13 protein-coding genes are annotated in these 13,282 nt (G+C 71.2%); 6 read left to right on the forward strand and 7 right to left on the reverse strand.

The window, feature by feature from the left end; translation table 11 throughout:
* Positions 1–103: 103 nt before the first annotated feature.
* From VGX25_RS11930 to VGX25_RS11955, 6 genes are read right to left on the reverse strand one after another with little or no spacing between them, the layout of a single operon-like run.
* Positions 104–652 (reverse strand): UGSC family (seleno)protein, encoded by a 549-nt coding sequence (locus VGX25_RS11930; RefSeq protein WP_326917728.1) that lies wholly within the window; start codon positions 650–652, stop codon positions 104–106.
* A 20-nt stretch (positions 653–672) separates the two neighbouring features.
* Entirely contained in the window at positions 673–1,644 is a 972-nt protein-coding gene (locus VGX25_RS11935) for an ABC transporter ATP-binding protein (protein ID WP_326917729.1), read from the reverse strand.
* Complete coding sequence (locus tag VGX25_RS11940; RefSeq protein WP_326917730.1) at positions 1,637–2,659, reverse strand: ABC transporter ATP-binding protein; 1,023 nt, start codon at positions 2,657–2,659, stop codon at positions 1,637–1,639. The genes VGX25_RS11935 and VGX25_RS11940 overlap by 8 nt, the downstream gene beginning before the upstream one ends.
* On the reverse strand, positions 2,656–3,516 hold the full coding sequence (locus VGX25_RS11945) for an ABC transporter permease (protein WP_326917731.1): 861 nt from the start codon (positions 3,514–3,516) through the stop codon (positions 2,656–2,658). The genes VGX25_RS11940 and VGX25_RS11945 overlap by 4 nt, the downstream gene beginning before the upstream one ends.
* Positions 3,503–4,519 (reverse strand): ABC transporter permease, encoded by a 1,017-nt coding sequence (locus VGX25_RS11950; protein ID WP_326917732.1) that lies wholly within the window; start codon positions 4,517–4,519, stop codon positions 3,503–3,505. The genes VGX25_RS11945 and VGX25_RS11950 overlap by 14 nt, the downstream gene beginning before the upstream one ends.
* Positions 4,519–6,126: an ABC transporter substrate-binding protein gene (locus VGX25_RS11955; protein WP_326917733.1), complete on the reverse strand. Its 1,608-nt coding sequence runs from the start codon at positions 6,124–6,126 to the stop codon at positions 4,519–4,521. The genes VGX25_RS11950 and VGX25_RS11955 overlap by 1 nt, the downstream gene beginning before the upstream one ends.
* Before the next feature lie 271 nt (positions 6,127–6,397).
* Between VGX25_RS11955 and VGX25_RS11960 the strand changes: the two genes are divergently transcribed.
* Genes VGX25_RS11960 through VGX25_RS11975 form a run of 3 tightly spaced genes read left to right on the forward strand, consistent with a single transcriptional unit; the run spans position 6,398 to position 8,758 of the window.
* A complete protein-coding gene (locus VGX25_RS11960; RefSeq protein ID WP_414635775.1) occupies positions 6,398–7,147 on the forward strand; it encodes an IclR family transcriptional regulator in 750 nt (249 codons plus the stop codon).
* Positions 7,140–7,682 carry a UGSC family (seleno)protein gene (locus VGX25_RS35900; protein ID WP_422652977.1) on the forward strand — a complete coding sequence of 181 codons (543 nt, stop codon included), beginning with the start codon at positions 7,140–7,142 and terminating at the stop codon, positions 7,680–7,682. The genes VGX25_RS11960 and VGX25_RS35900 overlap by 8 nt, the downstream gene beginning before the upstream one ends.
* Positions 7,679–8,758 (forward strand): hypothetical protein, encoded by a 1,080-nt coding sequence (locus tag VGX25_RS11975; RefSeq protein ID WP_326917737.1) that lies wholly within the window; start codon positions 7,679–7,681, stop codon positions 8,756–8,758. The genes VGX25_RS35900 and VGX25_RS11975 overlap by 4 nt, the downstream gene beginning before the upstream one ends.
* A 158-nt stretch (positions 8,759–8,916) precedes the next feature.
* On the opposite strand, the gene VGX25_RS11980 is transcribed toward VGX25_RS11975, so the two are convergent.
* On the reverse strand, positions 8,917–9,411 hold the full coding sequence (locus tag VGX25_RS11980) for a nuclear transport factor 2 family protein (protein ID WP_326917738.1): 495 nt from the start codon (positions 9,409–9,411) through the stop codon (positions 8,917–8,919).
* Positions 9,412–9,555: 144 nt separating this feature from the next.
* Here VGX25_RS11980 and VGX25_RS11985 point away from each other — a divergent pair, with 144 nt between their 5' ends.
* Genes VGX25_RS11985 through VGX25_RS11995 form a run of 3 tightly spaced genes read left to right on the forward strand, consistent with a single transcriptional unit; the run spans position 9,556 to position 13,069 of the window.
* Positions 9,556–10,896: an MFS transporter gene (locus VGX25_RS11985; RefSeq protein WP_326917739.1), complete on the forward strand. Its 1,341-nt coding sequence runs from the start codon at positions 9,556–9,558 to the stop codon at positions 10,894–10,896.
* Positions 10,897–10,910: 14 nt separating this feature from the next.
* Positions 10,911–12,392: a histidine kinase gene (locus VGX25_RS11990; protein ID WP_326917740.1), complete on the forward strand. Its 1,482-nt coding sequence runs from the start codon at positions 10,911–10,913 to the stop codon at positions 12,390–12,392.
* Positions 12,392–13,069 (forward strand): response regulator transcription factor, encoded by a 678-nt coding sequence (locus tag VGX25_RS11995; RefSeq protein WP_326917741.1) that lies wholly within the window; start codon positions 12,392–12,394, stop codon positions 13,067–13,069. The genes VGX25_RS11990 and VGX25_RS11995 overlap by 1 nt, the downstream gene beginning before the upstream one ends.
* The last annotated feature ends 213 nt before the right edge of the window (positions 13,070–13,282 follow it).

A 13,282-nucleotide genomic window follows, 5' to 3' on the forward strand; every position in this document is an offset into this window, starting at 1 on the left:
GCGACGAAGGAGCGCCCTTGACATGGAGGCGCGGCACCTACGATGCGCGCCACCCCCACCCCGGCCCACACCCCCACCAGCCACCCCGCCTCCTCCCACCCGCTCATGCCGCCGCCGTTGCCGGGACGGTCAGCAGGCCGACGATGCCGGGCAGCGCGGTCCTGGCCCGCTCGCGGACCTCGGCCGGGGACAGCGGCGCGACCGGGTGCGCGGTGGTCACGTAGGCGTAGCCGGACTCGCCCATCACGTTGGCCATCGCGTCGGCGCTTGCGACGAACGCATCGCTGCAGATGACCGCCGCGGGGATGCCGGCCGCCTCGAAGGCCAGCCCGTCGGCGACGGCCGAGGCGCTGCACGAGCCGCAGTCGCCGACGCCGATCACGACGATGTCGCATGCGGCCGAGAGCTCGGCGAGCATCGGCGCCGGCACCGGGTCGGTGATGCTGAGCTTCTTGCGGCGAACCATATCCGCCGTGCCGTGCTCCGCGGCCAGCAGCTCGCCGACGGCGTCGAGGAACAGCTCGGCGTTCTGCTTGGCGTTGGACAGCAAGCCTACGACCATCCCGTGCAGCGTGGCCGGGCGCGGGGCGCGGGCGCCGGGGGTGACGCCGCCGGAGGGACGGCTGGTCGGATCGATCATCGCCTCGAACATGTCGGCTCCAGAAGTTCGGCTTACTCGAGCGGGAAGTGGCAGGCCACCTGCCGCCCCGGTGCGATCTCACGGAAGGCGGGCTCCTCGTCGGCGCACCGCGGCTGTGCCAGCGGGCAGCGGGTGCGGAACCGGCAGCCGCTCGGCGGTTGCAACGGCGACGGCGGCTCGCCGGCCAGCGGCTTCGGCCGCCGGGCCCGGCCGGTGGCCGGGTCGAGGCCGGGGATGGAGTCGAGCAGGGCCGCGGTGTACGGGTGCAGCGGACGCCGGTACAGGGCCTCCACCGGCCCGGTCTCCACGAGCTGCCCGAGGTGCATCACCGCCACCCGGTCGCTGACCTGGCGGACAAGCGCGAGGTCATGGGAGATGAACAGGTACGACACGCCGAGCTCGCGCCGCAGTTGCTCGAAGAGATTGAGCACCTGCGCCTGGATCAACACGTCGAGCGAGGACACCGGTTCGTCGCAGACGATCAAATCCGGGTTGGGCGCGAGCGCACGGGCGATGGCGACCCGCTGGCACTGGCCGCCGGACAGCTCGCGCGGCCGCCGCGGGCCGTAGCTGCTCGGGTCGAGGCCGACGAGGTCGAGCAGCTCGCGCACCCGCCGCCGAATCGCACCGCGCGGCGTGTGGCCGAGCAGCGGCTCGGCGACCAGCTCGGTGACCCGCCAGCGCGGGTTCAGCGAGCCGTACGGGTCCTGGAACACCATCTGCGCCCGCCGGCGCGCGACCTTGAGCGCACGCCCCCGGAGCCTGGTCAGGTCGGTGCCGCCGAACACGACCTCCCCGCCTTGGGGACGCGGCGACTGCAGGACCGCTCTGGCCAAAGTGGACTTCCCGGAGCCGGTTTCGCCCACGATGCCAAGGGTCTCGCCGGGCCGGATGTCGAACGACACCCGGGACACGGCATGCACGACGCCTTCCTTCAGCCCGCCGGCGCCGCGGACGGTGAAGCGCTGCTCCAGGTCCCGCACGCGCAGCAATGCGTCAGCCATCGGCGCCCCTCCCGTCCGGATGCCAGCACGCCCACCAGTGCCCCGGCTCGTGCTCGACGAACGGCGGCGCCGCAACACACTCGTCGCTCGCCAGGCCGCAACGGAACCGGAACGCGCACCCGACCGGCAGGGAACCGAGGTCCGGTGGCTGCCCGGGAATCACCGGCAGCAGCGTGTGCGGCTCCCGCTCGAGCACCGGCAACGCCCCGAGCAGCGCTCGCGTATACGGCATCCGCACCCGCGCGAACAACGTGCCGGCCGGCGCGTACTCCACCGCCTTGCCGGCATACATGACGAGCACGTCCTCGGCGTAGCTCGCCGCCAACCCGAGATCGTGCGTGATCATGATGACGGCCATGCCCAACCGCCGCCGAAGATCCAGCAGCAGCTCCATGATCTGTGCCTGCGTCGTGACGTCGAGCGCGGTGGTGGCCTCGTCCGCGACAAGAATGCGGGGCTGCGCGGCCAGCGCGATCGCGATCATCACCCGCTGCCGCATGCCGCCGGAAAGCTGGTGCGGATACGCGAGGAACCGGCGTTCCGGCGCGGCGAGCCGCACCAGCCGGAGCAGCTCGACCGCCCGGTCCCTGGCGGCGCGGCGATCGACGTCGCCGTGCGCCCGCACGGCCTCGGTGATCTGCGTGCCGACCCGCATGGTGGGGTTGAGCGAGCGGGTCGGGTCCTGGAACACCATCGCGATGTCGGCGCCCCGCACCTTGCGCAGCTCCCGTTCCGGCAGGCCGATCAGCTCGGTGCCGTCGATCCGCGCCGAACCCGACACGTGCGCGCTGTGCGGGAGCAGCCCGACGAGCGCGCGCACGCCGACCGACTTGCCGGCCCCGGACTCGCCGACGATGGCAAGCAACCGGCCGGCGTGCAGCCGGTAGGACAGCCCGTTCACCGCGTGGATCTGCCTGCCGCGGGCGGAAAAGCGCACATGGAGATCATCGACCTCGAGTAACGGCTCGCCGGTCACGTCGGGCGTCACCGGTTCGACGGCGGGTTCGGCGCTCATTGCCGGCTCCACCGCGACCGCAGGTTCTCGCCGAGCACGTTGAACGTGAGCACCGTGAGGAACAGCGCCGCGGACGGCCAGACGACCAGCATCGGGGTGGCGGACAGGCTCTGCTGGCCGAGGGCGATCATGTTGCCCCAGCTCGGCGCGGGCGCCGGGATGCCGAGCCCGAGGAAGCTCAGCGCCCCCTCGATCACGATGACGATGCCCATTCCGAGCAGCCCGAAGGTCACCAGCTGCGGAGCGATGTTCGGCGCCAGGTGCCGCGCCAGCACGCGCCACGCCGGGGTGCCGCACAACTCGGCCGCGGCCATGAACGGCAGTTCCCGCAACCGCAGGGTCGCCGCCCGCGACACCCGGGCGAACGCCGGGACGCTGAAGAACGCCAGCGCGAGGATCGTGTTGGTCCGGCTCGGCCCCAGGCTCTGCGCGACGGCGAGGGTGAGCACCAGCGACGGGAACGCAATCAGCACGTCGAGCAGGCGCATGATCACCGTGTCGGTCTTGCCGCCCACGAACCCGGACAGCGCGCCGAGCGTGCCGCCGACGAGCAGGCCGATCAGGTTGACCGCGAGCGCCACGACGAGCGACGACTGGCCGCCGTGCAGCACGCGGGACAGGATGTCGTTGCCGTTCGGGTCGGTGCCGAGGAGATGCCCCGGCGAGAACGCGGGCAGGTAGGACTCCAGCACGTTGCCACCGACCGGCTCGGCGATGGGCAGGACGAGCGGGCCGAGGAAGCACGCCGCCACGACGACCGCGAGGATCGCGGCTGGCGCCACGATCTCCGGCGCGCGGACCCGGCCCCGGCGCCTGGACTGACCGCGCAGCGCGGTGGCGACTTCAGCGACCGCCATAGCGGATCCTCGGGTCCAGCACGGCGTAGAGCAGATCGGCGAGCAGGTTGGCCAGCACCGCGACGACCGCGAAGACCACCACGCAGGCCTGCACGACGACGAAGTCGCGGGCGTTGATGGCCTGCAGCAGCAGCTGGCCGAGCCCGGGCAGCGCGAAGATCTGCTCGATGATCACGGTGGCGCCGATGAGCGTGCCGAGGTTGAGGCCGACCACCGTGATCAGCCCGAACACGGAGTTGCGGAACGCGTGCCGCAGCAGCACCTGCCACGTGCCGATCCCCTTGGCCCGCGCGGTGACGATGTAGTCCTCGCCCTGCAGCTGGTCCACCAGGTCACCGCGCAGGAACCGGGTGTAGAAGCAGAACAGCGGGAACGCGATCGCGCCGGCCGGCAGGACCAGCGAACGCAGGTTCTCGCCGACGCTCTCGCCGAGCGGCACGAACCCGATGGCCGGGAACATCGCCAGCTGCACCGCGAACACCAGCACCAGCAGCAGGGCGAGCACGTAGTTGGCCACCGACAGCCCGCCGATGCTGACGATCATGCTGAGCCGGTCGAAGAAGCCGTTCGGCCGGTGGGCCGCCAGCAGCGCGACCGGCACCGCGAGCCCGAGCGAGAAGACGAACGCCAGCAGCACGAGCTCGCCGGTCACCGCGAGGTGGCTCCACAGCAGACCGGTCGCCGGCTGGTTGCTGGACAGCGACGTGCCCAGGTCTCCGGTGAGCGCGCCGCCCAGCCAGCTCAGATAGCGATGCACCGCCGGCCGGTCCAGGCCCAGCCGCTGCTCGAGCGCGGCGACCTGCTCCGGTGTGGCCTCGGCGCCGAGCAGTTGCTGGGCCGCGTTGCCCGGGATGAGGTCGAGCACCCAGAAGCTGAGCACGCTCACCCCGAGCAGGATCGGCACGGCCGTGAGCACCCGCCGGCCGATCAAACGCAGGCTCGGCGAGGTAACCAGCGTGGCCGCGCGCGAGCCGCGGCGGATCGGCGCGGCGGCTCCTGCCATCACCTCTGCTCCCGCCACACCTTGTCCCACAGGATCGAGCTGTTGACGATGACCGGCGGGATCTTGGTGGTGAGTCCCGGCCCGTGGACGCCCTTGACCGCGAGGTTCGCCGGGGCGAACGCGAGGCCGAACGGGGCGTAGGCCCGGTCGGCGATGCGCTCGCCGGCCTTGACGTAGAGCTGCTCGCGCTGCGCGGCGTCGATCGTCCCGGCCGCGTCGTTGAGCAGCTTGTCGAGCTCTGGATCGACCACCCCGCTGAACGGCGAGGTCGAGAGGAACCGGAAGCCGACGCCGACGCCGGCCGCCGGATCCCACGCCCCCGCGGTCTGCAGCATCGCCTGCCAGGTCCCGCCGTTGAACTGCTGGACCAATGTGGACAGTTGGTAGGTCTCGATCTCGACGTCGATCCCGGCGGCCCTCCACTGGGTCTGCAGCGCCGTGTTCACCTGCTCGGCGACGTAGGTGCTCAGCGTGCCCAGCTTCACGGTGAGCCCGCCAAGCTCCCGCACCAACTGCTTGGCGCGCTCCAGGTCGAAGGCGGGGTAGCCGTTGACCTTCTCGTGGTGGAACAGCCCGCCCGGTCCGGTGAACATCTGGCTGACCGGGTACTGGCCGGCGAACAGTCCCTTGGCGACCGCCTCGAAGTCGGTCGCGGCGTAGATGGCCTCGCGGGCCTTCTCGTCGTTGAACGGCGCGATCTTCGTGTTGAGCTGCACGACGTACGGCGACGTCGGCGGCTGCGGCGTCACCGTGAGCGCGGAGTTGGCTTTCGCCTGGTTGAGCAGAGGCGTCGTGGTGAGTCCCTCGTAGGCCTGCGCCTGCCCGGCGAGCAGGGCCTGGTACGCGGGCTGGTCGCCGCCGATGGACTTGAACGTCAGCCGGTCGAGGTAGGGCAGGCCGTCCTTGAAGTAGGTCGGGTTGCGCTCGAGCACGAGCTCCGAGTTGAGCTTGTTCGACACCACCGTGAACGGGCCGGCGCCCACCGGCTGGATTCTGAACTGGTCCGGACCGAGCTTCTGCAGCGCGGTCGGCGAGGCGATCCAGTTGACATTCGCCACCGGGAACGCGTTGATCACCGCCGCATACGGCCGGGTGAACCTGAGCACGACGGTGCGGGCGCCCTCGGTGGCGATGCCGCCCTGCGCGAGCGGCGGCCAGACCGGCCGGCAGGTACAGGGGGAGTCCAGGTTCCGGCGGATGTTGAACACCACCGCCTCGGCGTCCAGCGGGGTCCCGTCGCTGAACTTGATCCCCTCGCGCAGGGTGATCCGCACGGTGGCCCCGCCGTCGGCGAGCTCGTAGCGCTCGGCCTGGTTCGGCTCCACTTTGGCGCCGGAGCCGTCGTCGTTCGCGGTGATCGCGAACAACCCACCGTAGATCGCGCTCATCTGGGGAAGGTTGGCGCCGCCCGTGGTGTTGGTGGCCGGGTCGAGTCCCGTCGGCCAGCTGCCGCTGAAGCTTGCGTCCTCGAGCACGGTGAGCTGCCCACCGCGCTGTGGTGGTCCGGTGGTCACCTCCGGTCCCCCCGCGCCTGCCCCACCGGAACAGCCGGCGACGACCAGCAGCGGGGCGAACAGCAGAGGCAGCAACCGATTCCTGTTACTCACGGGGCATACACCGCCTTCGGTCACGGCGTTTCCGGCCAGCGTCGCCAACCCGCACCGCGCAGGGCAGCGGGCTTTCTGCCGGACGGAAGACTTTCGCGCATCGGCAACGGCCCCTACGTCATTTGTCCCTGCCGGCCAGAGACGCCCTACTGCACACTGGGCCTAGTCGGCCACGTTCAACGACGTTGACGAAGGAGCTGACGTGAGCGAGGAGGCTTGCCCAGCAACGACTTTGGCGGATTCGTCCGCAAGGGACGGTGCACACGAAGCGCTGCGCAGGACAGCGGCCGGGCGGACACTCGCCGTGCTGGACGCGTTCGGGCCGCGGCATCGCACGCTGTCGCTCAGCGAGATCGCGCGCCGGGTCGGCCTCCCGCTGTCGACCACGCACCGGCTCGTGGGCGAGCTCGTCGGCTGGGGTGCGCTCGAGCGTGGTGCGGACGGCCGTTACTCGGTCGGGCTGCGGCTGCTCGAGCTGTCCGCCCTCGCGCCGCGCGGCCTCGAGCTGCGTGAGATCGCCTTTCCCTATCTCGACGAGCTTTACCAGATCACCAAGGGAAACGTGCACCTCGGCGTGCGGGACGGGCTGGACGTGGTCCACATCGAGGCACTGCGGGCCAGGATGCATCAGGTCAGCAGCCGGGTCGGCGACCGATGGCCGATGCACGCCACCGGAACCGGGCTCGTGCTGCTCGCGCACGCCCGGCGCGACCTGCAGGAACAGGTGCTGCGCTCGCCGCTGGAGCGGTTCACGCCGCTGACCATCGTCGATCCGAAGCTGCTCCGGCGCAAACTGGCACAGGTACGGCAGACCGGGGTGGCGGTGGCGCGGGGTCAACTCGCCCTGCCCGACCTCTCGGTCGCGGTCCCGGTGTCCGGTCCCGACGGTGGCGTGACCGCGGCCGTCAGCGTCGTGGTGGAGACCCGTACCGCACGACCACGACAGTTGGCCGCGCTGCTCACCCAGACCTCCCGCTCGATCTCGCGGGCGCTGGCGTCCTGCGGTGTCGCTCATGGCTGAGCGCGAACCGGTGTTGGACCCCACCGGAGACGACGAGCGGACCGTGAACCTCACGCTCGCGCCGCGGCCGCGCGGCCTGCGCGGCCGGACCGCCGGCCTGCTGGACAACGGAAAGCCCAACGCCGCGCTGCTGCTGACCGAGGTCGCCAGGCAACTTCGGCAGCGGCACGACATCCGCACCTGGGTGACGTACACCAAGGGCTACTTCGGCACGCCCGTTGAGCAGAGCCAGATCCAGCAGATCCTGGAGAACTGCGATTTCGCGGTCGCCGGGCTCGGTGATTGAGGCTCATGCAGCGCGGCCAGTTTGGCCGACGGGATCCTGCTCGAGCGGGCCGGCGTGCCGGCCGTCAGCATCTGCACCGATGCGTTCCGCGTCACCGCGGCGGCCATGGCCGAGGCGTACGGCTTTCCCGGCTACGAGTACGTGGCGCTGCCGCATCCCGTTGCCAGCCTCGACGAGGAGCAGATCCGGGCCCGGGTGTCCGACGCGTTGCCCGAGGTGCTGCGCATCCTCGGAGTGGCGGAACCATGACGGGCGACGTCCCGCTGGTCGACCCGGACGAGGTGCTGCGGGTCATGGAGTACTACGCCGACCGGGGCTGGACCGACGGGTTGCCGGTCGTGCCGGTCACCGAGTCCTACCTTTCGCGGTTCCTGGCGCGGACCGACCGGGACCCGGCCGACGTGGTGCTGGCCATGCCGCACCTGAACCGCACCTGCACCGTGCGGCTGGCCGCGATCAACGCCGCGATGGCCGGCTGCCGCCCGGAGTACTTCCCGGTCGTGCTGGCCGCCTGGGAGTCGCTGAAGAAGGACGGGGCCGTTCCCCGCGCCATCTGGCAGTCCACCACCGGCACCGCGCCGTTCCTCATCGTGAACGGACCGGTCCGCTCGGCCATCGGGCTCAACAGCAAGGGAAACGTGTTCGGCTCCGGCTTCCGGGCGAACGCCACGATCGGCCGGGCGATCCGGCTCACCGCGATCAACGCGTTCGGTCTGCGCCCGGGGCAGCTCGACCAGGCCACCCAGGGCACGCTGGCGAAGTACTCCGCGTGCATCGCGGAGAACGAGGAGGACAGCCCGTGGCCGCCGCTGCATGTCGACCACGGCTTCGACCCGGCCGACAGCACGGTGACCGCGATGGTCATCCGGTCGTTCCTGCACATCGAGGCGCGGCACACCACCGCGCCCGAACAGCTGGCCATGGACTTCGTGACCAGCATCCGCCGCACCGGCGTGCTGGTCTACTCGGGAATCGGCACCTGCCTCGTGCTCGGACCCGAGCACGCGCACGTCTTCGACCGCGCCGGCTGGGGCAAGGCCGAGATCCAGCGGTTCCTCTACGAGCACGCCACGATCGGCCGCGCCGTCCTCGCCGCGGTGGGCAAGGACGCGGTGTCCCGGCACACCCGGTGGCGGCTACCGTCCGACCACCCCGACGCGCTTCCCGTCGAGGAGGCGGACTCCGTGCACATGCTCCACTCACCGGCCGCGGTCCGGGTGATCGTCGCGGGCGCCAACAACGCGGGCGTCTCCGCGATCATCGAGCCCTTCGGGCCGGGCGGCGCCCGCGCCCCGGCGATCACCAAGATCGCGGCGTTGAGATGACGACGCGAGTCTTCCGGCCGTGTTGGCGCGTGGCGTGGTCGTGTTGGCGCGTGGCGTGGTTGTGTTGGCGCGTGGCGCCGCCGCCGGCCAACACGCCGATGTAGGCGACCAACATGGCGGCGTGAGCGGCCAACATGGCGACGACGTGCGGCCGCCCGTTAGAACATGGGGTGGTCGTTGACCGAGGACTCGGGGAACGGTTGCACGACGTCCCAATGTTCGACGATCTTGCCGCGCTCCAGGCGGAACATGTCCATGGCGACCACACCCGGGTCGTCCGGGTGAAGCGTGATCAGGCTGTGCGTGATGACCCGGTCGGCTTCGGCGAGCACCGTCCTGATGTCCACATGCAACTGCGGATTGGCTTGCGTGAACGCGGTCACGGCGTCGATGAACGCCTCGGCACCGTCGGCGAACAGCGGATTGTGCTGGATGTAGACCGGTCCCAGGTACCGGCGGACCGCCTCCCGCGGGTTCTTCCGGTTGAACGCCAGGTCGTAGAACGCGACCGCGGTCTGCTTGTTGCGGCGCAGCTGTCCCCGGCTGACACCATGAGAGCCGTCCGCACCGGCGATGCCGGGTGCGAGGACGGCGGCCGTCACGCCGCCCATCGCGGCGAGCCCGAGGCGTCGGCGGGTGATGAACTCTCGCATGATTCCAGTCTGGTCACCGAGGTTCGCGGGCGACCGAGACAAATGATGTAGGCGGGCCGAGTCGGTGCGCCCGTGTGTTTGTGGCGAATGACTGATTGCATCGGAAGGCGATGGTTCGCAAGGCATCCGAAGGAGTACGCCGTCATGTCCGAACCGTTGTCTCCCCCCGCGCTTCCGCGAAAGACGATCTTCACGGCGAGCCTCGTCGGCACCTCGATCGAGTGGTACGACTACTACATCTTCGGCATTGCCGCGACGCTGGCATTCGGCCCGGTCTTCTTCCCGGCGTTCTCCCCGTTCGCCGGCACGCTCGCCGCGCTGGCCACGTTCGCGGTCGGCTTCGGCGCCCGGCCGCTCGGCGCCGCGATCATCGGGCATTTCGGCGACCGGATCGGCCGCAAGTCGATGCTCGTGCTGACCCTGCTGCTGACCGGCGGCGCCACGACGCTGATCGGCCTGCTGCCCACCTACGCCGCGATCGGCATCGGCGCCCCGATTCTGCTGGTCCTGCTGCGGATCATCCAGGGTTTCGGGGTCGGCGGAGAGTGGGGCGGTGCGGTGCTGATCGCCACCGAGCACGCCTCAGCCCGGCGGCGGGCGATCTACGGCAGCTTCGCCCAGTTCGGCGTGCCGATCGGAGTGCTCACCTCCAACCTGGCCTTCCTTGCCGTGTCCGGCCTGCCCGACGAGGACTTCTTCGCCTACGGCTGGCGGATTCCGTTCCTGATCAGCATCCTGCTGATCGTCGTCGGCCTGCTGGTGCGCCTGAGGCTGCGGGACGCGCCGGAGTTCCAGCGCCTCAAGGACACCAACGCGGTGCACCGGGTTCCGATCGCCGATCTGATTCGCGATGAGCCGACGCGGCTGACGCTGGCGAGCCTCGCGGCGATCGCGCCGCCCGCGGTCGGCTACACCGTGATCGTCTACCTGCTGAGCTACGGCACCACGGTTGTGGGATACACCCGGACGACGCTGCTCACGCTGATCCTCATCTCCACCGCGGCGTGGATCGCCACGATCGTGTTGGCCGCGCTGGCCAGCGACCGGTACGGGGCGAAGCCGGTGTACGTGTGGGGTGCGGTGACCGCGGTGGTCTGGCCGGTGCCGATGTTCGTCCTGATCAACACCGCGAACACCGGTCTCGCGCTGCTCGCGGTCGTCGTCGCGGCCGTCGTGCAGGGCATCATGGCCGGCGCGCAGGGCAAGCTGTTCGCGGAGATCTTCGACGTGCGGGTGCGCTACAGCGGGATCTCGATCGCCTACCAGCTGGGCGGCATGGTGGGCGGCGCGGTCACCCCGCTCGTCGCCGTCGCGTTGCAGCGAGCGGCCGGCTGGGCTCTCGTCGCGCTCTACGTCACCGCGCTGTCGCTGATCAGCCTGGTGGCCGTGGCGGCGCTGCGGGTGCACGGCGGCAGGACGGCGGCCGTAGCCGGGCAACCCGCCGCCAGCGGTGAGCCGGATACGGTGACCACGTCAGCACAGTGAGCGATACTGGCGCCGTGTACGAGCACAAGCGCGACGCTCTGGCCGCGCTGGTGGAGGTCTCCGCTGACGGGCTGGCGGTGCTCGACGCGCAACTGTGCTTCGCCTGTCTCAACACCGCGGCCGCCCGGCTGCTCGGCGCGGACGCCGTCGAGCTGGTGGGGCGGCCGGCCCCGTTCGCGCCGGACCCCACCAAGGAAAGCGTGCGGTGGTCGGCGGGGGACGGGCGCCAGCGAGAGCTGGAGTACCGGATCGCGCCGCTGCCGGACGGCGGCCACGCGGTGTGGTTCCGAGACACGACGGACATCCGGCGGCAGCAGGGACGGCTGACCGCGATCGCGCGCGCGGCCTCCAGCGTGGCGGAGGCGTACTCGCTGCCGGCCACGCTGGACGCGGTCGCCCGGGAGATCGTCATGTCGCCGGGCATCTCCGCCGTGCAGATCCTGTCCGTGGACGACCCGACCGACCTGCGCGTGCTCGGCATGGCCGGGTTCGGCAGCGCGCCGGACTTCGTGGCGCGACTGCGGGCGTGCCGGCAGCGCGGCGCGCACGTCCGGTTCCTCGACGCGTTCAACTCCTGCAAGCCGGTGGTCGAGCTGCACCGCAAGCCGCTGGTCATGTCCGACCCCGTGTGGGAGCCGCTGCAGGAGATCATGGACCGGCCGGACTGGGACGCGTTCGTGGCGATGCCGATGATCGTGCGGGGCCGGCCGGTCGGCGTGATCAACGCCTACTACCGGCCGGGCGAGGACCCGGGGCCGGGCTCGCTGGCGTTCCTCGAGGCGATGGCCGATCAGGCCGCGGTGGCCGTCGACATGGCCGCGCTGCTGGCCCAGACCCGGGACCGGGCGCAGTCGGCCGAGCGCCGCCGGCTCGCCCGGGACCTGCACGACTCCGTGGTGCAGCAGCTCTTCTCGATGCGCATGCAGGCCAAGGTGCTGCGCCGGCAGCTCGACCGGCCGGACATCGACCACGCGAGCGTCCGGCGATCCGCCGAGGAGCTCGCGGAGCTGGCCGCCGGCGCGCTCGCGGACCTGCGGCTGCTCGTCTTCGAACTGCGCCCGGTCGACCTGGCCGAGCACGGGCTGGTCGCGGCGCTGCGTGCGCATGCCGCGAGCATGCGGGCCAGGACGGGTCTGGCGATCGACGTGCGGGCGCCCGCGGAGCTACGGTTCCGCGGCGGGCAGGACGTGCAGGAAGATCTCTATCGGGTGGTTTCCGAGGCGCTGCACAACGTGGTCAAGCACGCGAACGCGACGTCGGTGACGGTCAGCGTCGCCGCGGAGGCGCCCGACCTCGTCGTCCGGATCGTCGACGACGGCACCGGCGGCATGGATGACGGGAGTCCCCGCAGCCGCGAACGGCTCGGGCTGATGTCGATGCGGGAGCGCACCGAGCGCTGGGGCGGGCGGTTCGAGGCCGGCCCGTGCCGCCAGCGCGGCTGGGTGGTGCAGGCAGCGGTGCCGCTGCGCCGGGTCGGCGTGGAGCCGTCGTTGTGATGACCGACCGGCCGGTCGCCGAGGTGATCCGGGTGCTGCTCGTCGACGACCACGCCGTGGTCCGGCGCGGTCTGCGCGCGTTCGTCGAGACCGAGCCGGCCCTCGAGGTGGTCGGCGAGGCCGGCGACGGCCAGCAGGCGCTCGACCTGTTGCGCGAATGGCACACCCTCGACCGCCCGCTGCCGCACGTCATACTCATGGATCTACGGATGCCCCGGCTCGACGGCACGGAGGCCACCAAGCGGATGACGGCCGACTACCCGACCGTACGGGTGGTGATCCTCACCAGCTTCGGCGAGGCCGAACGGGTCCAGGCCGCGCTCGCCGCCGGCGCGGCCGGCTACCTGCTCAAGGACGCCGAACCGGCCGAGGTGGCCGCCGCCATCCGCGCCGCCGCGGCCGGCGAGGTCCACCTCGACTCGGCCGTCGCCGGCCAACTCGTCCGCCGGATGGCCGCCCCCCGAATCGGCCTCACCGCCCTCACCCCCCGCGAGCGCGAGATCCTCACCCTGATCGCCCAGGGCCACGCCAACCGCACCATCGCCGAGAAGCTGGTCATCAGCGAGCGCACCGCCCGCACCCACGTCAGCAACGTCCTGGGCAAACTCCAACTCTCCTCCCGAACCCAGGCAGCCCTCCTGGCCATCCGCGAGGGCCTGATCCCACCCCCGAGCTAGGGAATCCGCACCTACGTGTCCCCGCATTCCCGACAGTCGTGTTCCGGCCTCCCTCAGCTGTGCTCCGCTCCGGCACCAACCGCGGGGAGTGATCGCTGTTTGCGGGTGTCCACGCCCAGATATGAGCATCAGCACCCGGAAACGCCGATCTTGCCCCGCAAACGCACCGCCCGCTGACCCGCCACCCGCCCGACCTAAGTGCCGGTGCGGGGC

This window comes from Actinophytocola sp. (assembly GCF_035942955.1).
Lineage (GTDB): Bacteria > Actinomycetota > Actinomycetes > Mycobacteriales > Pseudonocardiaceae > DASYTH01.